Annotated in this window: 19 protein-coding genes; 16 read left to right on the top strand and 3 right to left on the bottom strand. The window is 63.7% G+C overall.

What is annotated here, in order from left to right; genetic code table 11:
• Positions 1 to 16: 16 nt before the first annotated feature.
• The 3 genes from dapC to map are packed head-to-tail and all read right to left on the bottom strand — an operon-like array spanning position 17 to position 4,742.
• Positions 17 to 1,210, bottom strand: a complete 1,194-nt coding sequence (gene dapC / locus NMG10_RS05490) for a succinyldiaminopimelate transaminase (RefSeq protein WP_203651114.1) — start codon at positions 1,208 to 1,210, stop codon at positions 17 to 19.
• A gap of 21 nt (positions 1,211 to 1,231) precedes the next feature.
• Positions 1,232 to 3,934 carry a [protein-PII] uridylyltransferase gene (locus NMG10_RS05485; RefSeq protein ID WP_203651122.1) on the bottom strand — a complete coding sequence of 901 codons (2,703 nt, stop codon included), beginning with the start codon at positions 3,932 to 3,934 and terminating at the stop codon, positions 1,232 to 1,234.
• Positions 3,935 to 3,959: 25 nt separating this feature from the next.
• The gene (gene map / locus NMG10_RS05480; RefSeq protein WP_050704409.1) at positions 3,960 to 4,742 is read right to left on the bottom strand and encodes a type I methionyl aminopeptidase; all 783 of its coding nucleotides are present in this window, start codon (positions 4,740 to 4,742) and stop codon (positions 3,960 to 3,962) included.
• Positions 4,743 to 5,090: 348 nt separating this feature from the next.
• Between map and rpsB the strand changes: the two genes are divergently transcribed.
• From rpsB to dnaE, 16 genes are all read left to right on the top strand, one after another.
• Positions 5,091 to 5,828, top strand: coding sequence for a 30S ribosomal protein S2 (rpsB, locus tag NMG10_RS05475; protein ID WP_028690678.1), 738 nt, complete (start codon positions 5,091 to 5,093; stop codon positions 5,826 to 5,828).
• A 185-nt stretch (positions 5,829 to 6,013) separates the two neighbouring features.
• On the top strand, positions 6,014 to 6,877 hold the full coding sequence (tsf, locus tag NMG10_RS05470; RefSeq protein WP_050704410.1) for a translation elongation factor Ts: 864 nt from the start codon (positions 6,014 to 6,016) through the stop codon (positions 6,875 to 6,877).
• Between the two features lie 177 nt (positions 6,878 to 7,054).
• Positions 7,055 to 7,798, top strand: coding sequence for a UMP kinase (pyrH, locus tag NMG10_RS05465; RefSeq protein WP_028690676.1), 744 nt, complete (start codon positions 7,055 to 7,057; stop codon positions 7,796 to 7,798).
• On the top strand, positions 7,795 to 8,352 hold the full coding sequence (gene frr, locus NMG10_RS05460; protein ID WP_203651124.1) for a ribosome recycling factor: 558 nt from the start codon (positions 7,795 to 7,797) through the stop codon (positions 8,350 to 8,352). The genes pyrH and frr overlap by 4 nt, the downstream gene beginning before the upstream one ends.
• Before the next feature lie 16 nt (positions 8,353 to 8,368).
• Positions 8,369 to 9,124, top strand: coding sequence for a polyprenyl diphosphate synthase (gene uppS, locus NMG10_RS05455; protein ID WP_203651126.1), 756 nt, complete (start codon positions 8,369 to 8,371; stop codon positions 9,122 to 9,124).
• Positions 9,124 to 9,939: a phosphatidate cytidylyltransferase gene (locus NMG10_RS05450; protein ID WP_203651127.1), complete on the top strand. Its 816-nt coding sequence runs from the start codon at positions 9,124 to 9,126 to the stop codon at positions 9,937 to 9,939. Before uppS ends, NMG10_RS05450 begins: the two co-directional genes overlap by 1 nt.
• Positions 9,936 to 11,126 (top strand): 1-deoxy-D-xylulose-5-phosphate reductoisomerase, encoded by a 1,191-nt coding sequence (gene ispC / locus NMG10_RS05445; RefSeq protein ID WP_203651128.1) that lies wholly within the window; start codon positions 9,936 to 9,938, stop codon positions 11,124 to 11,126. Before NMG10_RS05450 ends, ispC begins: the two co-directional genes overlap by 4 nt.
• 42 nt (positions 11,127 to 11,168) lie before the next feature.
• The gene (rseP, locus tag NMG10_RS05440; RefSeq protein ID WP_254463925.1) at positions 11,169 to 12,521 is read left to right on the top strand and encodes an RIP metalloprotease RseP; all 1,353 of its coding nucleotides are present in this window, start codon (positions 11,169 to 11,171) and stop codon (positions 12,519 to 12,521) included.
• Between the two features lie 76 nt (positions 12,522 to 12,597).
• Positions 12,598 to 14,958: an outer membrane protein assembly factor BamA gene (gene bamA / locus NMG10_RS05435; protein ID WP_028690670.1), complete on the top strand. Its 2,361-nt coding sequence runs from the start codon at positions 12,598 to 12,600 to the stop codon at positions 14,956 to 14,958.
• A gap of 44 nt (positions 14,959 to 15,002) precedes the next feature.
• On the top strand, positions 15,003 to 15,506 hold the full coding sequence (locus tag NMG10_RS05430; protein ID WP_023629834.1) for an OmpH family outer membrane protein: 504 nt from the start codon (positions 15,003 to 15,005) through the stop codon (positions 15,504 to 15,506).
• A 1-nt stretch (position 15,507) separates the two neighbouring features.
• The gene (lpxD, locus tag NMG10_RS05425) at positions 15,508 to 16,563 is read left to right on the top strand and encodes a UDP-3-O-(3-hydroxymyristoyl)glucosamine N-acyltransferase (protein ID WP_203651136.1); all 1,056 of its coding nucleotides are present in this window, start codon (positions 15,508 to 15,510) and stop codon (positions 16,561 to 16,563) included.
• Positions 16,564 to 16,675: 112 nt separating this feature from the next.
• Positions 16,676 to 17,116, top strand: coding sequence for a 3-hydroxyacyl-ACP dehydratase FabZ (gene fabZ, locus NMG10_RS05420; protein ID WP_051097422.1), 441 nt, complete (start codon positions 16,676 to 16,678; stop codon positions 17,114 to 17,116).
• Positions 17,113 to 17,889: an acyl-ACP--UDP-N-acetylglucosamine O-acyltransferase gene (gene lpxA / locus NMG10_RS05415; RefSeq protein ID WP_028690667.1), complete on the top strand. Its 777-nt coding sequence runs from the start codon at positions 17,113 to 17,115 to the stop codon at positions 17,887 to 17,889. Before fabZ ends, lpxA begins: the two co-directional genes overlap by 4 nt.
• Position 17,890: 1 nt before the next feature.
• Positions 17,891 to 19,018 carry a lipid-A-disaccharide synthase gene (lpxB, locus tag NMG10_RS05410; protein ID WP_203651137.1) on the top strand — a complete coding sequence of 376 codons (1,128 nt, stop codon included), beginning with the start codon at positions 17,891 to 17,893 and terminating at the stop codon, positions 19,016 to 19,018.
• 1 nt (position 19,019) lies between these two features.
• A complete protein-coding gene (gene rnhB, locus NMG10_RS05405; RefSeq protein WP_203651138.1) occupies positions 19,020 to 19,643 on the top strand; it encodes a ribonuclease HII in 624 nt (207 codons plus the stop codon).
• Positions 19,644 to 19,826: 183 nt separating this feature from the next.
• Positions 19,827 to 23,351 carry a DNA polymerase III subunit alpha gene (dnaE, locus tag NMG10_RS05400; RefSeq protein WP_254463924.1) on the top strand — a complete coding sequence of 1,175 codons (3,525 nt, stop codon included), beginning with the start codon at positions 19,827 to 19,829 and terminating at the stop codon, positions 23,349 to 23,351.
• Positions 23,352 to 23,370 lie beyond the last annotated feature (19 nt).

Genomic DNA, 23,370 nt, shown 5'->3' with positions numbered 1-23,370 from the left:
GGAGGGGCGCCTGCCATCAGCGGCCCAGGAACGCGCGAATCCGCTCGGCCGCCTCGATGCACTCGGCCAGCGGCGCGACCAGCGCCATGCGCACGCGCCCAGCGCCCGGATTGACCCCGTCCACTTCGCGGGAGAGGTACGAACCCGGCACCACGGTCACATGCTCGGCCTCGAACAGGTCGCGGGTGAAGTCGGCGTCGCTGCCTGGCACCTTGGCCCACAGGTAGAAGCTGCCGTCCGGGCGTTGCACATCGAGCACTGGCTGCAGGATGTCGAGCACGGCATCGTACTTGGCGCGGTACTGGTCGCGGTTGTCGCGCACATGGGCCTCGTCCTGCCAGGCGGCGATGCTGGCCAGCTGGGTCTGCACCGGCATGGCGCAACCATGGTAGGTGCGGTACAGCAGGAACGGCTTGATGATCGCGGCGTCGCCCGCGACGAAGCCCGAACGCAGCCCCGGCAGGTTGGAGCGCTTGGACAGGCTGTGGAACACCACGCAGCGCTTGAAGTCATGACGGCCCAGCTGCGCGCAGGCGCTGAGCAGGCCCGGTGGTGGCGCGTCCTCGTCGAAGTACAGCTCGCTGTAGCACTCATCGGCGGCGATCACGAAGTCGTGCTCGTCGGCCAGGGCGATCAGCTTTTTCAGGGTGTCCATCGGCACCAGGGCGCCGGTGGGGTTGCCCGGGGAGCACAGGAACAGGATCTGGCAACGTTTCCAGACTTCGGCCGGCACGGCGTCGAAGTCGGGGTTGAAGCCATTGTCTTCCAGGCAGGGCAGGTAGTGCGGGGTGGCGCCCGCCAGCAGGGCCGCGCCTTCGTAGATCTGGTAGAACGGGTTGGGGCTGACCACCAGGCCATCTGCCGAGCGATCGACCACGGCCTGGGTGAAGGCGAACAGCGCCTCGCGGGTGCCGTTGACCGGCAGGATATGGCGGTCGGCGTCCAGCCAGCCGGCCGGCACGCTGAAGCGCCGTTCGCACCACTGGCCGATGGCCTGGCGCAGGGCCGGCAGGCCCAGGGTGCTGGGGTAAACCGCCAGCTTGTCGAGGTTGTCAGCCATGGCCTTGGCGACGAAGGCCGGCGATTCGTGCTTCGGCTCGCCGATCGACAGGGCGATCGGGCGTTTGTCCGCCGCCGGCTTCACGCTCCCCAGCAGGGCACGCAGTTTCTCGAACGGGTAGGGCTGGAGCTGGGTCAGTGCTGGGTTCATTGGCGCAAGGTCTCGTTATCGTCAAAAGGTCATGCGGGTGGGGCTGGCATCGCTGGCCTGGCCGGCCTGCAACTGCTGGACGATGGCCTCCTGCAGGCGGCTGCACAGCTGCGGGTCGGACAGCGGCTGGTTGTCGGCGTCGGTGATGAAGAACACGTCCTCCACGCGCTCGCCGAGAGTGGCGATCTTGGCGTTCTGCAGCGAGATGTCGAACTCCAGGAAGATCCGCCCGATCCGCGCCAGCAGGCCGGGGCGGTCCGGGGCGGTGATCTCGAGGATGGTCACCGGGCGCTGGGCATCGTTGAGAATGGTCACCTGCGGTGGGAAATCGAAGTGCTTGAGCTGGCGCGGGACCCGGCGCTGGATGATCGCCGGGTAGTCCTCGGGGGTGCGTAGCGCTTCGGTCAGGCCATCGCGGATCTGCCTGACCCGCTGTGGGTTGTCGCCGATCGAGCCGCCGTCGTTGTCGAGCACGATATAGGTGTCGAGGGTGAACTGGCTGCTCGAGGTGATGATCCGGGCGTCGTGGATGTTCAGGTTGAGCTGGGCCATGGCGGCCACGGTCACGGCGAAGAAATCGTGCTGGTCGGGGGCGTAGATGAAGATCTGCGTGCCGCCCTCGAACTCGCGCTGGGTGGTTTCCTTGATCAGCACCAGCGGCCCGCCGTCGGCCGGCTGCTGGAGGATCGCGTCGCTGTGCCAGGCCACGTCGGCAGCGTTGTGCTTGAGGAAGTAGTCGTCACCCAGTTGCGACCAGAGTTGCTCGACGTCGTCCGGGTCGGTGCCTTCGCGCACCAGGATGTCGAGTGCGGCGCTCTGGGTCTGGCGGATCTGCTCCTCGCGGTCCAGCGGGTTTTCCAGGCCCCGGCGCAGGGCGCGCTTGGTCTCGGTGTAGAGCTGGCGCAAGAGGCTCGCCCGCCAGGAGTTCCACAGGCTGGGGTTGGTGGCGTTGATGTCGGCCACGGTCAGCACGTAGAGGTAGTCCAGGCGCGTCTCGTCGCCCACGTGCAGGGCGAAGTCGTTGATCACCTGCGGGTCGGAGAGGTCCTTGCGCTGGGCAGTGGTAGACATCACCAGGTGGTTCTGCACCAGCCAGACGATCAGCCGGCTGTCCCAGGCCGGCAGCTGGTGACGCGCGCAAAAGGCTTGTGCGTCCACTGCGCCCAGCTCGGAATGGTCGCCCTGGCGACCCTTGCCGATGTCGTGGTAGAGGCCGGCCAGGTAGATCAGCTCGGGCTTGGGCAGGCGACCCATGAGCTTGCTGGCCAGCGGGAATTTCTCGGAAACCGGGGTGTACTGCAGCTTGCGCAGGTGTTTGATCAGGTTGAGGGTGTGCGCATCGACTGTATAGATGTGGAACAGGTCGTGCTGCATCTGCCCGACGATCAGGCCGAACTCCGGCAGGTAGCGGCCGAGGATGCCGTAGCGGTTCATCCGTCGCAGGTTGCGGTGGATGCCGATCTCGCATTTGAACAGCTCGATGAACAGGCTGGTGTTGCGGATATCGTTGCGGAACTTGTCGTCGATCAGGTGGCGGTGCTCGCGCAGCAGGCGCACAGTGTCGGCGCGCACCCCCTTGATCTCGGGGTGCTGGGCCATCAGCACGAAGATTTCCAGCATGGCGAACGGGGTGCGCCGGAAAACATTCGGGTTGACCGCTTCTATATAACCGTCGTGCAGGCGGAAGCGTGCGTTCAGTGGCTGGGTGGCGCCACTGTCATCATCGGCGAGGATCACTTCCTCGAAGTGCTGGATGATCAGGTCGCACAGCTGGCTGATGCTCATCACCACCCGGTAGTACTGCTGCATGAACTGTTCGATGGCGCGCTTGGGATTGTCGTCGGTGTAGCCCAGCAGCGCGGCGATGCTGCGCTGGTGGTCGAACAGCAGACGGTCCTCGGCACGCCCGGCGAGCATGTGCAGGGCATAGCGCACGCGCCAGAGGAAGGCCTGGGACGAGGCCAGCAGTTCGTTCTCGCTTTCCAGCAGGAAGTCCTCGCCGGCCAGGGCGTGCAGGTTCAGGGTGCCGTACTGGCGCCGGGCCACCCAGAGCACCGTCTGGATGTCGCGCAGGCCGCCCGGCCCGCCCTTGACGTTGGGCTCGAGGTTGTACTCGGTGTCGTTGTACTTGTGGTGGCGGGCCTTGAGTTCGGCACGCTTGGCCAGGAAGAACTCCTTGCTCGGCCACATGTGCGCGGTGCTGGTGGCGTCGAGCATGCGCCGACGCAGCGACTCGGGGCCGGCAATGGTGCGGCTTTCCATCAGGTTGGTGATGACCGTGAGGTCGGCCCGGGCCTGTTCGGCGCATTCGTCGATGGTGCGCACGCTCTGGCCGACTTCCAGGCCAATGTCCCACAGCAGCGTGAGGAAGCGTTCGATGGCGTCGCGGTACTGCTCGTGCTCGGCGGCGTCGAGCAGGATCAACAGGTCGATGTCCGAGAACGGGTGCAGCTCGCCACGGCCGTAGCCGCCCACCGCCACCAGGGCGATGCCGTCTGGCGTGCCCCAGCTGAACTGGTGCCAGGCCTGTTGCAGGATGTTGTCGACGAACCAGGCGCGGTCCTCGATCAGCCGGCGGATCTCGCGGCCTTCACGGAAACGCTTGTCGAGCACCTCGCCGGCCATGCGGATGGCCTTCTTGAAAGCGGCGATGGGGCTTGCCTTGAGGGCCAGTTCCGCCTGGAACTGGCCGCGGTCGAACAGCTCGGGATCCACCTGGGGCATCGAGTCGCGTTCCTGTTAGTCAGTATCAGGCCGAGGTGCGCGGGATGGTGTCGTCCTTGCGCAGGGTGAAGATCTCGTAGCCGCTGGCGGTCACCACCAGGGTGTGCTCCCACTGGGCCGAGAGCTTGCGGTCCTTGGTGATGGCGGTCCAGCCGTCGCCCAGCACCTTGGTGTCGGCCTTGCCCTGGTTGATCATCGGCTCGATGGTGAAGGTCATGCCTTCCTTGAGTTCCATGCCGGTACCGGCGCGGCCGTAGTGGAGGATCTGCGGCTCTTCGTGGAACACCTTGCCGATGCCGTGGCCGCAGAACTCGCGGACCACCGAGAAACCGTTCTTCTCGGCGTGCTTCTGGATCACTTCGCCGATGTCACCCAGGCGGCAGCCGGGCTTGACCAGCTCGATGGCCTTGTACAGGCACTCCTGGGTGACCTTGGACAGGCGCTCGGCCCATGGCGCGACGGTGCCGACATGGAACATGCGGCTGGTGTCGCCGTGGTAGCCGTCCTTGATCACGGTCACGTCGATGTTGATAGTGTCGCCGTCCTTGAGCGCCTTGTCATTGGGAATGCCGTGGCAGACCACATGGTTGATCGAGGTGCAGATCGACTTGGGGAAGCCCTTGTAGTTGAGGGGGGCGGGGATCGCCTGCTGGACGTTGACGATGTAGTCGTGGCACAGGCGGTCGAGCTCCTCGGTGGTGACGCCGGGCTTGACGTGCTCCTCGATCATTTCCAGCACTTCGGCGGCCAGGCGGCCAGCGATGCGCATCTTCTCGATGTCTTCTGCAGTCTTGATGGTGACGGTCATGAACAGGCTCTCTACGGCGCCCTGTGTGGCGCGAACAAACGGGAAAGACCGGATTCTACCAGAGCGCGGCGGCGATCTGTCGGGAGAGTCCCGTGGATCCGCTGGTCTATTGAAGGCATTCTGGCCGCAAAGCACGGGTGCTGCAAAAACCGCTGACGGACGAAGCATGATCCGGGTTCCGTTCGCGCTCGGCCTGTGGTATAAAATGCGCCGCTTTCGGGGGATGTCCTCCGTCAGCTCAAACCCACACACGTGTCGACACGATGGCCTGGGTGCCCGGTTTCCCTGGAAACACGGGTTGGTCATTGGGATACGTGGAGGCCCAACCCGACTTATCAAGGAACTATCATGTCCCAAGTCAACATGCGCGATATGCTGAAGGCCGGTGTGCACTTCGGCCACCAGACCCGTTACTGGAACCCGAAAATGGGCAAGTACATTTTCGGCGCGCGTAACAAGATCCACATCATCAACCTGGAAAAAACCCTGCCAATGTTCAACGAAGCTCTGTCCTTCGTAGAGCGTCTGGCCCAGGGCAAGAACAAGATCATGTTCGTCGGCACCAAGCGTTCCGCCGGCAAGATCGTCGCCGAGCAAGCTGCTCGTTGCGGTTCGCCATACGTTGACCACCGTTGGTTGGGCGGCATGCTGACCAACTACAAGACCATCCGCGCCTCGATCAAGCGTCTGCGCGACCTGGAAACCCAGGCCGAAGACGGCACCTTTGCCAAGCTGACCAAGAAAGAAGCCCTGATGCGTTCGCGCGATCTGGAAAAACTGGACCGCAGCCTGGGTGGTATCAAGGACATGGGCGGCCTGCCTGATGCCCTGTTCGTGATCGACGTCGACCACGAGCGCATTGCCATCACCGAAGCCAACAAGCTGGGCATCCCGGTCATCGGCGTTGTCGATACCAACAGCAGCCCGGAAGGTGTTGACTACATCATCCCAGGTAACGATGACGCCATCCGCGCCATCGAGCTGTACATGACTTCGATGGCTGACGCCGTCATCCGCGGCCGCAACAACGTTGCCGGCGGCACTGAAGTCTACGCTGAAGAAGCGGCTGCACCTGCTGCTGAGTAATTGACGCCTGGCGTCTACTTGGCACGCAAAAAGGGGGCTTGGCCCCCTTTTTGCCACCTTGAAATCCTGCTGTCAGCAACGGCCCCGCATCATGGGCGAGCTGATATAAAGGCAGCGATTTGCAGAATTTAACGCCCGTGACGAGCGGGTGGAATGGTTGAAAAACTTTCCAAGAGGATTTTGAAATGGCAGCAATTACTGCGGCGCTGGTCAAAGAACTGCGCGAGCGTACTGGCGAAGGCATGATGGATTGCAAAAAGGCCCTGGAAAAGGCCGGCGGCGACATCGAGAAAGCCATTGACGACATGCGTGCCTCGGGCGCCATCAAGGCCGCCAAGAAGGCTGGCAACGTCGCTGCTGAAGGCGCTATCGCCGTCAAGACCGACGGTAAATCCGCCGTTCTGCTGGAAGTGAACTCGCAGACCGACTTCCTGGCTCTGCAGGACGACTTCAAGAACTTCGTTGCCGAAAGCATCGAAGAAGCCTTCGCCCAGAAGCTGACCGACGCAGCTCCGCTGATCGCCTCGCGTGAAGCCGCTCGTGAAGCCCTGGTTGCCAAGTGCGGCGAGAACGTCAACATCCGTCGCCTGGTGCGCGTTGAAGGCGACGTTGTCGGTGCCTACCTGCACGGCAACAAGATCGGTGCCGTTGTTGTCCTGAAAGGCGGCGACGTCGACCTGGCCAAGAACATTGCCATGCACGTTGCAGCCTCGAACCCAGAGTTCCTGGATGCGTCGGAAATCTCCGCCGAGGCCATCGAGCGCGAGAAGAACGTCTTCCTGCAGCTGAACGCCGACAAGATCGCCGGCAAGCCGGAAAACATCGTTGAAAACATGATCAACGGTCGTATCTCCAAGTTCAAGGCCGAAGCCTCGCTGAAAGAGCAAGCCTTCGTCATGGATCCGGAAGTCAAAGTCGGCGCGCTGGCCAAGAAAGCCGGTGCTGAAATCGTTTCCTTCACCTACTTCAAGGTCGGCGAAGGCATCGAGAAGCCGGTTGACGACTTCGCTGCCGAAGTTGCCGCCCAGGTAGCTGCCGCCAAGCAGTAAGACGGATTCGTCTGTCGCCCCGAAGAGGCTGCCCGCTTACGCGCGCAGCCTCTTTGTCAAAGCGGGAGCGGTTCACGAGACCGTTGTTCGCTGACGCATGAATTGCGTCACGCTAGAGTTACGCGCAGGCTGAAACAGCCCGCCAGATTTTTACAAACGCCGCAGGAGAGATTCGCAATGGCTCAGCAGGGCAGTGGTCATCAGGCTCGCTATAAACGCATTCTACTCAAACTTAGCGGCGAGGCCCTGATGGGCTCGGAAGAGTTCGGGATCGACCCCAAGGTCCTGGATCGCATGGCGCTGGAAGTCGGCCAGCTGGTCGGCATCGGCGTTCAGGTCGGCCTGGTGATCGGTGGTGGCAACCTGTTCCGTGGCGCGGCGCTCAGTGCAGCCGGCATGGACCGCGTTACCGGCGACCACATGGGCATGCTGGCCACCGTGATGAACGGCCTGGCCATGCGCGACGCGCTGGAGCGGGCGAACATCACCGCCATCGTCATGTCGGCCATCTCCATGGTAGGCGTGACCGATCACTACGATCGCCGCAAGGCCATGCGCCACCTGAACTCCAAGGAAGTCGTGATCTTCGCTGCCGGTACCGGCAACCCGTTCTTCACCACCGACTCCGCCGCTTGCCTGCGCGCCATCGAAATCGATGCCGACGTGGTATTGAAGGCAACCAAGGTCGATGGTGTATACACTGCAGATCCATTCAAGGACCCGCATGCCGAGAAGTTCGATCATCTGTCCTACGATGAAGTGCTGGATCGCAAGCTGGGCGTAATGGACCTGACGGCAATCTGCCTTTGCCGCGATCACAAGATGCCGCTGCGCGTCTTCAACATGAACAAGCCCGGCGCCCTGCTGAACATCGTGCATGGCGGCGCGGAAGGAACTCTGATCGAGGAAGTTCAAAAATGATCAACGAAATCAAGAAAGACGCCCAGGCGCGCATGCAAAAGTCGCTGGAGTCGCTGATCCACGCATTTGGCCAGATCCGCACCGGCAAGGCGCATCCGAGCGTCCTGGGCAGCGTGATGGTGCCTTACTATGGCTCCGACACCCCGCTGACCAGTGTCGCCAACGTGACCGTCAAGGACAACCAGACCCTGCAAGTCGTGCCTTTCGAGCGCAACATGCTGGGCGCCATCGACAAGGCCATCGGCAGCGCCGGCTTGAATCTCAATCCGACCAACCTGGGCGAGTTGCTGCTGGTCAATATGCCCCCGCTGACCGAAGAAACCCGCAAGGGCTTCACCAAGCAGGCTCGCGCCGCGGCCGAAGATGCGCGCGTTGCCGTGCGCAACATCCGTCGTGACGCCATGGGTGACCTGAAGAAGCTGTCCAAGGACAAGGAAATCAGTGAAGACGAAGAGCGTCGTGCCAGTGCCGACATCGACAAGCTGATCAAGGATATCGAGGCGCAGATCGCCAAGGCCACTGAAGCCAAAGAAAAGGACCTGATGGCCATCTAAGGGTCAGGACGCCTTCATGGAAAAGACCAAGCAGACTGTGCCCTCCGTGGTGCCGCGTCACGTGGCGATCATCATGGATGGGAATAATCGCTGGGCGAAGAAACGCTTCATGCCCGGCGTTGCCGGGCATAAAGCGGGTGTCGATGCGGTGCGCGCCGTGATCGAAGTGTGCGCCGAGGCGAAGGTCGAGGTGCTCACGCTTTTTGCGTTCTCCAGTGAGAACTGGCAGCGACCGGCGGACGAAGTCAGTGCCCTGATGGAGCTGTTCTTCAAGGCGCTGCGCCGCGAGGCCTCGCGCCTGAACGACAACAACATCAGCCTGCGCATCATTGGCGACCGCTCGCGCTTCCATCCTGAGCTTCAGGCGGCGATGCGCGAGGCCGAGGCCGCGACCGCAGGCAGCAACCGTTTCATCCTGCAGATCGCCGCCAACTACGGCGGCCAGTGGGATATCGCCCAGGCTGCCCAGCGCCTGGCGCGTGAGGTTCAGGCCGGTCATCTGCGGCCGGACGACATCACACCGGAGTTGTTGCAGACCTGCCTTGCCACCGGCGACCTGCCGTTGCCCGATCTGTGCATCCGCACCGGCGGCGAGCACCGTATCAGCAACTTCCTGCTGTGGCAGCTGGCCTACGCCGAGCTGTACTTCTCCGACCTCTATTGGCCGGACTTCAAACACGAGGCCATGCGCAACGCGCTGGCCGATTTCGCTTCGCGCCAGCGCCGCTTCGGTAAGACCAGCGAGCAGGTCGAAGCCGGAGCCCGTGCTTAATGCTTAAACAACGCATCATTACCGCGCTGATCCTGCTGCCGATCGCGTTGGGTGGTTTCTTCCTGCTCAACGGTGGAGATTTCGCCCTGTTCATCGGCTTCGTGGTGACGCTCGGTGCCTGGGAGTGGGCGCGCCTGGCCGGCCTGGTCGCGCAGCCGCTGCGCATCGCCTACGCCGCGGTGGTGGCGGGCGGCCTGATGTTGCTCTACCTGATGCCCGATCTTGCGCCCTGGGTGCTGGGCGCCTCGGTGATCTGGTGGGCCCTGGCCACCTGGTTGGTGCTGACCTACCCGCGCAGCGGCGAGCTGTGGAGCAGCGCCGCCTGTCGCCTGCTGATTGGCCTGTTGGTACTGCTGCCTGCCTGGCAGGGCCTGGTGCTGCTCAAGCACTGGCCGTTGGGCAACTGGCTGATCCTGTCGGTGATGGTGCTGGTCTGGGCTGCCGATATCGGCGCGTACTTCTCCGGTCGGGCCTTCGGCAAGCGCAAGCTGGCGCCGCAGGTCAGTCCGGGCAAGAGCTGGGAGGGCGTCTATGGCGGCCTCGCGGTCAGCCTGCTGATTACCCTGGCCGTGGGTTTCTCCCGCGACTGGAGTGTCGGCCAGGTGCTGCTGGGCCTGCTGGGGGCTGTCGTTGTAGTGATGTCCTCGGTGGTCGGCGACCTGACCGAAAGCATGTTCAAGCGCCGTGAAGGCATCAAGGACAGCAGCAACCTGCTGCCGGGTCATGGCGGCGTGCTCGATCGCATCGACAGCCTGACCGCGGCGATTCCGATGTTTGCCGTGCTGCTGTGGGCGGCTGAGTGGGGTGTGATGTGAGTGCCGTGCAACGCATAACCGTGCTGGGGGCCACCGGCTCCATCGGCCTGAGCACGCTGGATGTCATTGCCCGCCACCCCGACCGTTACCAGGTGTTCGCCCTCAGCGGCTATTCGCGCATCGACGAACTGCTGGCCCTGTGCGAGCGTCATCGTCCGGCGTTCGCCGTGGTGCCGAGCGCCGAGGCGGCCATGCGCCTGCGTCAGGGGCTGGCCGCGGCGGGCTGCGCCACCGAGGTGCTCGAGGGTGAGGCCGGGTTGTGTCAGGTGGCCGCTGCGTCCGAGGTGGATACCGTGATGGCGGCTATCGTCGGCGCCGCCGGCCTGCGCCCGACCCTGGCCGCGGTCGAGGCGGGCAAGAAGGTGCTGCTGGCCAACAAGGAGGCCCTGGTGATGTCCGGGGCCCTGTTCATGGATGCGGTGCACCGCAGTGGTTCGGTGTTGCTGCCGATCGACAGCGAGCACAACGCGATCTTCCAGTGCATGCCCGGCGATTACGCCCGTGGCCTGGGCGCTGTCGGCGTGCGCCGGATCCTGCTGACCGCCTCCGGCGGGCCGTTCCGCGAAACCCCTGCTGAAGCATTGCTGGATGTAACTCCGGAGCAGGCCTGCGCGCACCCGAACTGGTCCATGGGTCGCAAGATCTCGGTCGACTCGGCCAGCATGCTGAACAAAGGCCTGGAACTGATCGAGGCCTGCTGGCTGTTCGATGCCAAGCCGTCCCAGATTGAAGTGGTGGTGCACCCGCAGAGCGTCATTCACTCGCTGGTGGATTACGTCGATGGCTCGGTGCTTGCCCAGCTGGGCAACCCGGACATGCGCACACCGATCTCCAACGCCCTGGCCTGGCCGGAGCGTATCGATTCGGGCGTCGCGCCGCTGGACCTGTTCGCCATCGCCCGTCTGGATTTCCAGGCGCCCGACGAACAGCGCTTCCCATGCCTGCGCCTGGCACGTCAGGCTGCCGAGGCGGGCAACAGCGCGCCGGCGGTGCTCAACGCCGCCAACGAAGTGGCTGTCGAGGCGTTTCTCCAGCGGCGTATCCGCTTCCCGGAGATCGCGGGTATGATCGAACAGGTGCTCGACCAGGAGCCCGTGGTGGCATTGCCCACCCTCGAGGCGGTGTTCGCCGCCGACCAGCGTGCCCGGGAGCTGTCCCGGGAATGGCTGCGACGCCACGGCCGCTGAAGCCTGCGGCCGACTCCGCCGAATGTCACCCGGAGATTGGACATGACTGCGCTCTACATGATTGTCGGCACCCTGATTGCCCTGGGTGTGCTGGTTACCTTCCACGAGTTCGGCCACTTCTGGGTGGCGCGGCGTTGCGGGGTCAAGGTCCTGCGTTTCTCGGTGGGCTTCGGCACGCCACTGGTGCGTTGGCATGATCGCCACGGCACCGAGTTCGTCGTCGCCGCGATCCCCCTGGGCGGCTACGTCAAGATGCTCGACGAGCGCGAGGGCGAGGTCCCGCCAGCGCTGGTCGAGCAGTCGTTCAACCGCAAGTCGGTCCGCCAGCGCATCGCCATCGTGGCCGCCGGCCCCATCGCCAACTTCCTGCTTGCCATCCTGTTCTTCTGGGTGGTGGCCATGCTGGGCTCGCAACAGGTACGTCCGGTCATCGGCGGCGTCGAGGCCGGCAGCCTGGCGGCCAGCGCCGGTCTGAGCGTCGGCCAGGAAATCGTTTCCATCGATGGCGAACCGACCAATGGTTGGTCGGCGGTCAACCTACAGTTGGTGCGCCGCCTTGGCGAGAGCGGCACGCTGCGGGTCGGGGTGCTCGACGAGGGCGCGACCACCGAGCGCCAGCTCGATGTTTCCCTGAATCAGTGGCTCAAGGGCGTCGACGAGCCGGAGCCGATCCAGTCCCTTGGCCTGCGCCCCTGGCGCCCGGCGGTGGTGCCGGTGCTGGCCGAGATCGATCCGAAGGGGCCAGCGGCGGCGGCCGGGCTCAAGACCGGTGACAAGCTGCTGGCGCTCGACGGCGTCGAGCTGGCCGACTGGCAGCAGGTGGTCGACGCGGTCCGCGCGCGTCCCGAGAAAAAGGTCAGCCTGCGCATCGAGCGCGACGGCGCGCCACTCGAGGTTGCCGTCACCCTGGGGCGCAAAGGTGAGGGCCAGGCTTCTGGCGGCTATCTGGGCGCCGGGGTCAAGGCCGCCGAGTGGCCGGCGAAGATGCTCCGCGAGGTCAGCTATGGTCCGCTGGAAGCAGTCGGCGAGGGGCTTTCCCGCACCTGGAGCATGAGCGTCCTGACCCTCGAATCGCTGAAGAAAATGCTGTTCGGGGAGCTCTCGGTAAAAAACTTGAGCGGACCGATAACCATTGCTAAAGTGGCGGGCGCTTCAGCCCAGTCGGGCGTTGGGGATTTCCTGAATTTCCTGGCCTACCTGAGCATAAGCCTGGGGGTTCTGAACCTGCTGCCCATCCCGGTACTGGATGGGGGGCATTTGCTGTTCTACCTGATCGAGTGGGCGCGCGGTCGTCCGCTCTCGGATCGGGTGCAAGGTTGGGGGGTCCAGATCGGTATCAGTTTAGTCGTCGGGGTGATGTTGCTCGCCCTGATCAACGATCTGGGTCGACTATAAAAGCTTCGCTCAATCGCGAAAACCTGCCGCCTTGTCGCGGCAGGTTGTTTATTGCCAGTTGGAATAAAAGGACTTCATGAAACGTCTGCTGCTAACTGCGGTGCTCTCCGCACTGATGATCGCTGAAGTTCACGCCGAGTCCTTCACCATCTCCGATATTCGTGTCAACGGCCTGCAGCGGGTGTCCGCCGGCAGCGTGTTCGGCGCGTTGCCGCTGAACGTCGGTGACCAGGTCGACGACCGCCGTCTGGTCGAGTCGACCCGCTCGCTGTTCAAGACCGGCTTCTTCCAGGACATCCAGCTGAACCGCGACGGCAATGTCCTGATCATCAACGTGGTCGAGCGCCCCTCGGTGTCGAGCATCGAGATCGAAGGCAACAAGGCGATCAGCACCGAAGACCTGATGAAAGGCCTGAAACAGTCGGGCCTGGCCGAAGGCGAGATCTTCCAGCGCGCGACGCTGGAAGGCGTGCGTAACGAACTGCAGCGTCAGTACGTGGCCCAGGGCCGCTACTCCGCCGAGGTCGACGCCGAAGTCGTGCCGCAGCCGCGCAACCGCGTGGGCCTGAAGATCAAGATCAACGAAGGCACCGTGGCCGCGATCCAGCACATCAACGTGGTGGGCAACACGGTCTTCGACGACGAGACCCTCGGCCAGCTGTTCGAGCTCAAGACCACCAACTGGTTGTCGTTCTTCAAGAACGACGACAAGTACGCCCGGGAAAAACTCTCCGGTGACCTGGAGCGCCTGCGTTCCTACTACCTGGACCGCGGCTACATCAACATGGACATCGCGTCCACCCAGGTGTCGATCACCCCGGACAAGAAGCACGTCTACATCACCGTCAACATCAACGAGGGCGAGAAGTACACCGTCCGCGACGTGAAGCTGTCCGGTGACCTGAAAGTGCCGGAAGACCAGGTCAAGTCGCTGCTGCTGGTGCAGCCGGGCCAGGTGTTTTCGCGCAAGGTGATGACCACCACCTCCGACCTGATCACCCGTCGTCTGGGCAACGAAGGCTACACCTTCGCCAACGTCAACGGCGTGCCGCAGCCGAATGACCAGGACCACACCGTCGACATCATGTTCGTCGTCGATCCGGGCAAGCGTGCCTACGTCAACCGCATCAACTACCGCGGCAACACCAAGACCGAAGACGAAGTGCTGCGCCGCGAAATGCGCCAGATGGAAGGTGGCTGGGCTTCGACCTACCTGATCGACCAGTCCAAGACCCGCCTCGAGCGCCTGGGCTTCTTCAAGGAAGTCAACGTCGAGACGCCGCCGGTGCCGGGCACCGACGACCAGGTCGACGTCAACTACAGCGTCGAAGAGCAGGCCTCCGGCTCGATCACCGCCAGCGTCGGTTTCGCCCAGAGCGCCGGCCTGATCCTGGGCGGCTCGATCAGCCAGAACAACTTCCTCGGTACCGGTAACAAGGTATCCATCGGCCTGACCCGTTCCGAGTACCAGACCCGCTACAACTTCGGCTACGTCGACCCCTACTTCACCGCCGATGGCGTGAGCCTGGGCTACAACGCCTTCTACCGCAGCACCGACTACGACGACCTCGACGTCGACGTGGCCAGCTACGCGGTGGACAGCCTCGGTGCCGGTGTCAGCCTCGGCTACCCGATCAGCGAGACCTCGCGCCTGACCTACGGCCTGACCGTGCAGCAGGACAAGATCAAGACCGGCCGCTACACCGTCGACGAGATCTTCAAGTTCCTCCAGGACGAGGGCGACAACTTCCTGAACTTCAAGGCGTCGATCGGCTGGTCCGAGTCGACCCTGAACAAAGGCGTGCTGGCTACCCGCGGTCACTCCCAGAGCCTGACCCTGGAAACCACCGTGCCTGGCAGCGACCTGTCGTTCTACAAGCTCGACTACCGTGGCCAGCTGTTCAAGCCGATCAACAACGACTACACCCTGCGCCTGCACACCGAGCTGGGCTATGGTGATGGTTTCGGCTCGACCTCCGGCCTGCCGTTCTATGAAAACTACTACGCGGGCGGCTTCAACTCCGTGCGCGGCTTCAAGGACAGCACCCTGGGTCCACGCAGCACCCCGAGTCGTGGCGCCGCGGTAACCGGCAACCAGGGCACCATCGCCGACCCGGACCAGGATCCGCTGCCGTTCGGTGGCAACGTCCTCGTCCAGGGTGGCGTGGAGCTGCTGTTCCCGCTGCCGTTCGTCAAGGATCAGCGTTCGCTGCGCACGTCCGTGTTCTGGGACGTGGGTAACGTGTTCGACACCAACTGCGGCTCCAAGCCCGATTGCACCAAGGTCGGTTTCTCGGACATGGCCAGCTCGGTCGGTCTGGGCGTGACCTGGATCACCGCGCTGGGCCCGTTGAGCTTCAGCCTGGCGATGCCGATCAAGAAGCCGGACGACGCCGACACGCAAGTGTTCCAATTCTCTCTGGGCCAGACCTTCTGAGGTCGGCCCTTGCATAACGACAACGGATTATCCAGGAGTGCATCGTGCGTAAGTTGACCCAACTGGCCCTCGTGGCCGCGGCGCTGGTCGCCACCCCGGCTTTCGCCGAAATGAAAGTTGCCGTGCTGAACTATCAGATGGCCCTGCTGGAATCCGATGCGGCCAAGAAGTACGCCGTTGACGCCGAGAAGAAGTTCGGTCCGCAACTGACCAAGCTCAAGGGCCTGGAAAGCAGCGCCAAGGGTATCCAGGACCGCCTGATCAAGGGCGGCGACAAGATGCCTCAGCCTGAGCGTGAACGCCTGGAACTCGAGTTCAAGCAAAAAGCCCGTGACTTCCAGTTCCAGTCCAAGGAACTCAACGAAGCCAAGGCCGTGGCCGACCGCGACATGCTCAAGCAACTCAAGCCGAAGCTTGACGGTGCTGTCGAGGAAGTGATCAAGAAGGGCGGTTTCGACCTGGTTCTGGAGCGTGGCGCGGTCATCGATGTCAAGCCGCAGTACGACATCACCCGCCAGGTCATCGAGCGCATGAACCAAGCTCGTTGATATGACCGTGACCATGACGCTCGGCCAGCTGGCCGAGGCCCTCGGGGCCGAACTCAAAGGCCCCGAAGCGCTGCAGATCACCGGGCTGGCCACCTTGCAGGAGGCCGGTTCCGGGCAGTTGAGCTTCCTGGCCAACAAGCAGTACCGCAAGTTCCTGGACGATTCCTCGGCCAGCGCGGTATTGCTCAAGGCCGAGGACGCCGAAGGTTTTGCCGGCAACGCCCTGATCGTTCCCGACCCTTACCTGGCCTATGCACGCATTTCGCACCTGTTCGATCCAAAGCCCAAGGCTGTGGCGGGAGTCCATCCCAGCGCCGTGGTTGCCGAGGATGCCCAGGTGGATGCCAGCGCCAGCATCGGCCCGTTCGCGGTGATCGAGAGCGGTGCGCGCATTGGCGCCAATGTAACGGTTGGCGCGCACTGCTTCGTCGGTGCCCGCTGCGTCATCGGCGAGGGTGGCTGGCTGGCCCCGCGGGTCACGCTGTATCACGACGTGACCATCGGCAAGCGGGTGGTCATCCAATCCGGCGCGGTGATCGGCGGCGAGGGCTTCGGCTTTGCCAACGAGAAAGGTATCTGGCGCAAGATCGCGCAGATCGGCGGCGTCACCCTGGGTGATGACGTGGAGATCGGTGTGAACACCGCGGTAGACCGCGGCGCGCTGTCGGACACCCGCATTGGCGATGGCGTCAAGCTCGACAACCAGATCCAGATCGCCCACAACGTGCAGGTCGGCGACCACACGGCGATGGCGGCCTGCGTCGGGATTTCCGGCAGCACCCGGATCGGCAAGCATTGCATGATTGCCGGTGGCGTCGGGATGGTCGGCCACATCGACGTCTGCGACAATGTCTTTGTCTCCGGCATGACCATGGTGACCCGTTCGATTACCGAGCCGGGTGGCTATTCTTCCGGTACGGCCATGCAACCCTTGGCCGAGTGGCGCAAGAGCGCCGCTCGCATTCGCCAGCTGGACGAGATGTCCAAGCGTCTCCAGCAGCTGGAAAAGCGTGTCGACACCGTGACCTCAGGTGGCCAGCCGGCATCAGAAGGCTGATACCATTTACTGAGCAAGCGTTACAGTCGCTAGCTGGCTCCTCTTTGGATCTGCAAAAGGAGCGTGTGGTCAGCACCTGCGCTCCCTATTCTTATACAGGCTTCCCCCCGAAATGATGGACATCAACGAGATTCGCGAATACCTGCCTCACCGTTACCCGTTCCTGTTGGTGGATCGTGTGACGGACCTGGACTTCGAGGCCCAAAGCATTCGTGCCTACAAGAATGTCAGCATCAACGAGCCGTTCTTCAATGGCCACTTCCCGGCGCATCCGATCATGCCGGGCGTGCTGATCATCGAGGCGATGGCCCAGGCGGCCGGGATTCTCGGATTCAAGATGCTCGACGCCAAGCCGGCGGACGGCACCCTCTACTACTTCGTCGGCTCCGACAAGCTGCGCTTCCGCCAGCCGGTGCTGCCGGGCGACCAGCTGGTGCTGGAAGCCAGGTTCCTCAGCCGCAAGAGCATGATCTGGAAGTTCGAGTGCCGCGCCCTGGTGGACGGCAAGCCGGTCTGCTCGGCCGAGATCACCTGCGCGGAACGCTCCCTATGAGTTCGATTGACCCAAGGGCGATCATCGACCCCTCGGCCAAGCTGGCCGAGGGCGTCGAGGTCGGCCCCTGGTCGATCGTAGGCCCCGATGTGGAAATCGGGGAGGGCACCGTCATCGGTCCGCACGTGGTGCTCAAGGGGCCGACCCGCATCGGCAAGCACAACCGTATCTACCAGTTTTCATCTATCGGTGAAGACACCCCTGACCTGAAGTACAAGGGTGAGCCGACGCGCCTGGTGATCGGTGACCACAACGTGATCCGCGAGGGTGTCACCATCCACCGCGGCACCGTCCAGGACCGTTCGGAAACGACCCTGGGCGATCACAACCTGATCATGGCCTATGCCCACATCGGCCACGACAGCGTCATCGGCAACCACTGCATCCTGGTCAACAACACCGCGCTGGCGGGCCATGTGCATGTTGGCGACTGGGCGATCCTGTCCGGCTACACCCTGGTACACCAGTACTGCCATATCGGCGCCCACGCGTTTTCCGGCATGGGCACCGCGATCGGCAAGGACGTACCGGCCTACGTCACCGTGTTCGGCAGCCCGGCCGAGGCGCGCAGCATGAACTTCGAAGGCCTGCGCCGTCGCGGTTTCAGCGACGAAGTACTGCACGCCCTGCGTCGCGCCTACAAGATCGTCTACCGGCAGGGCCTTACCGTCGAAGAGGCGCTCAAGGAGCTGGATGAACTGGTAACGCAGTTCCCCGAAGTCGACCTGTTCCGCCAATCGATCGCCAATTCCGCACGCGGCATCACCCGCTGACATGGCCCAGCTCTGCGTGGCGCTGGTCGCGGGCGAGGCCAGCGGCGATATTCTTGGTTCCGGCCTGATGCGCGCCATCAAGGCACGTCATCCCGATGTACGGTTCATCGGTGTTGGCGGTCCCTTGATGGAAGCCGAGGGCATGACCTCCTACTTTCCGATGGAACGTCTGGCCGTCATGGGCCTGGTCGAGGTGCTCGGGCGCCTGCGCGAGCTGCTCAAGCGGCGCAAGGAACTGATCCAGACGCTGATCGGCGAAAAGCCCGACGTGTTCATTGGCATCGACGCCCCCGATTTCACCCTCAATATCGAACTCAAGCTGCGCCAGGCCGGGATCAAGACGGTGCATTACGTCAGCCCGTCGGTCTGGGCCTGGCGGCAGAAGCGCGTGCTGAAGATTCGCGAGGGGTGCGACCTGATGCTCACCCTGCTGCCGTTCGAAGCGCGTTTCTATGAAGAGCAAGGTGTGCCGGTGCGTTTCGTCGGCCATCCGCTGGCGGACACCATTCCCCTGGAGGCCGACCGTGGCGCGGCGCGTGCCGAGCTCGGCCTGGGCGAAGGGCCGGTGATCGCGCTGATGCCCGGCAGCCGGGGTGGTGAGGTGGGACGCCTGGGTGCCTTGTTCCTCGATGCCGCCCAGCGCCTGTGCGAGCTGGTGCCCGGCGTGCGCTTCGTGCTGCCGTGCGCCAATGCCGCCCGGCGCGCCCAGGTCGAGCAGATGCTCGAAGGGCGCGAGCTGCCGCTGACCCTGCTGGACGGCCGCTCGCACCAGGCGTTGGCCGCCTGTGACGCGGTGCTGATCGCCTCCGGCACCGCCACCCTTGAAGCGATGCTGTACAAGCGACCGATGGTGGTGGCCTACCGCCTGGCGCCGCTGACCTATTGGATCCTCAAGCGCATGGTCAAGAGCCCGTACGTGTCGCTGCCCAACTTGCTGGCCCAGCGCCTGCTGGTGCCGGAGCTGCTGCAGGACGCCGCCACCAGCGAAGCCCTGGCGCAGACCCTGGCGCCGCTGGTCAAGGACGGCTCGCAACAGACCGACAGCTTCGACCAGATCCACCGCACCCTGCGCCGCGACGCCTCCAACCAGGCGGCCGACGCGGTGCTCGCCCTGTTGAAGGACAGCTGACATGCAGATGGGACTGGATTTCAACCTGGTTGAAGAGCTGGTGGCCGGCGTCGATGAAGTGGGTCGCGGCCCGCTGTGCGGCGCGGTGGTCACCGCGGCGGTGATTCTCGACCCGCGCCGACCGATCCTCGGCCTGAACGACTCGAAGAAGCTTACCGAGGCCAAGCGCGACGCGCTGTTCGACGAGATTCGCGAAAAGGCCCTGAGCTTCTTCATCGCCCGGGCCGAGGTCGAGGAGATCGACCGCCTGAACATCCTCCAGGCCACCATGCTGGCCATGCAGCGCGCGGTCGAAGGGCTGCACATCACGCCGAAACTGGCGCTGATCGACGGCAACCGTTGCCCGAAGCTGGCCGTGCCGGCGGCGCCGGTGGTCAAGGGCGACTCCCAGGTGCCGGCGATCGCGGCGGCTTCGATCCTGGCCAAGGTTACCCGTGATCGCGAGATGAGCGAGTTCGAGCTGATCTACCCGGGGTACGGGATCGGCGGGCACAAGGGCTATCCGACCCCGGTACACCTCGAGGCCCTGGCACGTCTTGGGCCGACGCCCATTCATCGGCGCTCGTTCGCGCCTGTTCGGGCCGCATGGGAAGCCCGTGAAGGTATTTCCACCTCGCTGATCTGATCGGCGCCATTCATCGCGGGGCAAGCCCGCTCCCACGCCAAGCCTGCACTGGAATCGGCTGCGTGGGAGCGGGCTTGCCCCGCGATGCATTCTGCAACCAACCGCTGACCTGCAGGCGAGGCAAGCGAAGAGCAATACGCTACAATCCCGCCCTTGTCGTTCAGCACTGCTACAGGATCCTCCATGCCGGTCTCCTTCGTTCACCTTCGCGTGCACTCCGAATTCTCCCTGGTCGACGGCCTGGTGCGGATCAAGCCGCTGGCCAAGGCCCTGGCCGGGATGAACATGCCGGCGGTGGCGATCACCGACCAGAGCAACATGTGCTCGCTGGTGAAGTTCTACAAGACCGCCATGGGCGCCGGCATCAAGCCGATCTGCGGCGCCGACCTGTGGCTGGCCGGCGCCGACCCCGAGGCGCCGCTGTCGCGCATCTGCTTCCTGGCCATGAACCCCAAGGGCTACCGCAACCTCACCGAGCTGATCTCGCGCGGCTGGACCGACGGCCAGCGCAACGGCCTGGTGATCATTCAGCGCGACTGGATCGCCCCGGCCAGCGAGGGGCTGATCGCCCTGTCCGCTGGCAAGGAAGGTGATATCGGCGTGGCCCTGATGGCCGGGCGCCAAGACGAGGCCCAAGCCCTGCTCGGCGACTGGATGGGCCTGTTCCCGGATCGTTTCTACGTCGAGCTGCAGCGCACCAACCGCGCCGGTGACGAAGAGTACGTGCACGCCGCCGTGGCCCTGGCCGACAAGTTTGGCGCGCCGCTGGTGGCGACCAACGACGTGCGCTTCATCAAGCAGTCGGACTTCGACGCCCACGAGACCCGCGTCTGTATCGGCGAGGGCTGGACCCTCGACGACCCGCGCCGCCCGCGCGGCTACAGCGACCAGCAGTACCTCAAGTCGCCGGAAGAGATGGCCGAGCTGTTCAGCGACCTGCCGGACGCCATCGCCAACACCGTCGAGATCGCCAAGCGCTGCAACATCACCGTGCAGCTGGGCAAGTACTTCCTCCCCGATTTCCCCACGCCCAACGGCATGGGCATCGACGACTACCTGCGTCACGTCTCCCACGAGGGCCTGGAGGAGCGCCTGGCGGTGCTCTGGCCTAAGGAGACCACGCCCAACTACGAAGAGAAGCGCCAGGTCTACCTGGACCGTCTGAAGTTCGAGCTGGATATCATCATCCAGATGGGCTTCCCCGGTTACTTCCTGATCGTTATGGACTTCATCAAGTGGGCGAAGAACAACGACGTGCCGGTTGGCCCGGGCCGGGGATCGGGTGCCGGCTCCCTGGTGGCCTATGTATTGAAGATCACCGACCTCGACCCGCTGGCCTATGACCTGCTGTTCGAGCGCTTCCTGAACCCAGAACGTATTTCCATGCCCGACTTCGACGTCGACTTCTGCATGGATGGCCGTGACCGGGTGATCGATTACGTGGCCGAGGCCTATGGCCGCAACGCGGTGAGCCAGATCATCACCTTCGGTACCATGGCCGCCAAGGCGGTGGTGCGCGACGTGGCGCGGGTACAGGGCAAGTCCTACGGTCTGGCCGACCGCCTGTCGAAGATGATCCCGTTCGAAGTGGGCATGACCCTGGAGAAGGCCTACGAGCAGGAAGAGATCCTGCGCGACTTCCTCAAGGGCGACGAGGATGCCCGCGAGATCTGGGACATGGCCCTCAAGCTCGAAGGTGTCACCCGCGGTACCGGCAAGCATGCCGGTGGCGTGGTGATCGCGCCGACCAAGCTTACCGACTTCTCGCCGATCGCCTGTGACGAAGAGGGCGGCGGCCTGGTGACCCAGTTCGACAAGGACGACGTCGAGGCGGCGGGCCTGGTGAAGTTCGACTTCCTCGGCCTGCGGACCCTGACCATCATCAAGTGGGCGATGGAGATCATCAACCGCGAGCAGGCCAAGAAGAACCTGCCCGACGTCAACATCGACTTCATCCCGCTGGACGACCGCAAGACCTACGAGCTGCTGCAGAAAGCCGAGACCACGGCGGTGTTCCAGCTCGAATCCCGTGGCATGAAGGAGCTGATCAAGAAGCTCAAGCCCGACTGCCTGGAAGACCTCATCGCACTGGTGGCGCTGTTCCGTCCGGGCCCGCTGCAATCGGGCATGGTCGACGACTTCATCAACCGCAAGCACGGCCGGGCAGAGCTGGCCTACCCGCACTCCGACTACCAGTACGAAGGCCTCAAGCCGGTACTCGCGCCTACCTACGGCATCATCCTGTACCAGGAACAGGTGATGCAGATCGCCCAGGTGATGGCCGGCTACACCCTCGGTGGCGCCGACATGCTGCGTCGGGCCATGGGTAAGAAAAAGCCCGAGGAGATGGCCAAGCAGCGCGGTGGTTTCATCGAAGGCTGCGTGGCCAACAACATCGATGCGGACCTGGCCGGTAACATTTTCGACCTGGTAGAAAAATTCGCCGGCTACGGCTTCAACAAATCCCACTCCGCCGCCTACGGCCTGGTGTCATACCAGACCGCCTGGCTGAAGACCCACCACCCGGCGCCATTCATGGCCGCGGTGCTGTCGGCGGATATGCACAACACCGACAAGGTGGTGGTGCTGGTCGAGGAAGTGCGCAGCATGAAGCTGCGCCTGGACGCGCCGGACGTGAACTTCTCCGACTTCAAGTTCACCGTCAACAATGACGGGCGCATCGTTTATGGCCTGGGCGCGATCAAGGGCGTGGGCGAAGGGCCGGTCGAGGCGATCGTCGAGGCCCGTGCCCAGGGCGGCCCGTTCAAGGACCTGTTCGACTTCTGCGAGCGGATCGACCTCAAGCGGGTCAACAAGCGGACCCTCGACGCGCTGATCCGCAGTGGTGCGCTGGACCGCCTGGGGCCGCACTTCCATGATGAGATCAAGGCTTATCAGGCCAACATCGACATCAACCGTGCAACCTTGCTGTCGGCGCTGGGCGAGGCGGTCAAGGCTGCCGAGCAGGCCGCTCACACCGCGGACAGTGGTCATGTCGATCTGTTTGGCGGCATGTTCGACGAGGCGGATGTCGACGTCTACGCCAACCATCGCAAGGTGCGCGAGCTGACCCTCAAGGAGCGCCTCAAGGGTGAGAAAGACACCCTCGGCCTGTACCTGACCGGCCATCCGATCGACGAATACGAGACCGAGATCCGCCGCTTCGCCCGCCAGCGCATCGTCGACCTCAAGCCGGCGCGAGATACCCAGACCATTGCCGGCATGATCATTGCCCTGCGGGTAATGAAGAACAAGAAGGGCGACAAGATGGGCTTCGTCACCCTGGATGACCGTTCCGGGCGCATCGAGGCCTCGCTGTTCGCCGATGCCTTCATGGGCGCCCAGGCCCTGCTGCAGACTGACGCCATGGTGGTGGTGGAAGGGGAGGTGAGTAACGATGACTTCTCCGGCGGCCTGCGCCTGCGGGTCAAGACTGTGATGACCATGGAGGACGCCCGGACCAAGCTGGCCGAGAGCCTGCGCCTGAAGGTCGGCCACGACGCGCTCAAGGGCGATCGTCTGAAGTGGTTGGGCGAGCTGATCACCCGCCATCGCGGTGGTTGCCCGATCACCCTGGAGTACACCGGCAGCGACGCCAAGGCCATGCTGCAGTTTGGCGACCAGTGGTCGATCGATCCGGCCGATGGGCTGATTCAGGCACTGCGTGACCAGTTCGGGCGTGAGAACGTCTTCCTGCAATACCGTTGAAACGACGAATTTTAATCTC

The sequence above is a fragment of the Pseudomonas sp. DVZ6 genome, from assembly GCF_024259445.1.
Lineage (GTDB): Bacteria > Pseudomonadota > Gammaproteobacteria > Pseudomonadales > Pseudomonadaceae > Aquipseudomonas > Aquipseudomonas peradeniyensis.
Note: the sequence above shows the minus strand (reverse complement) of the source record. Positions and strands in the feature narration are given on the sequence as shown.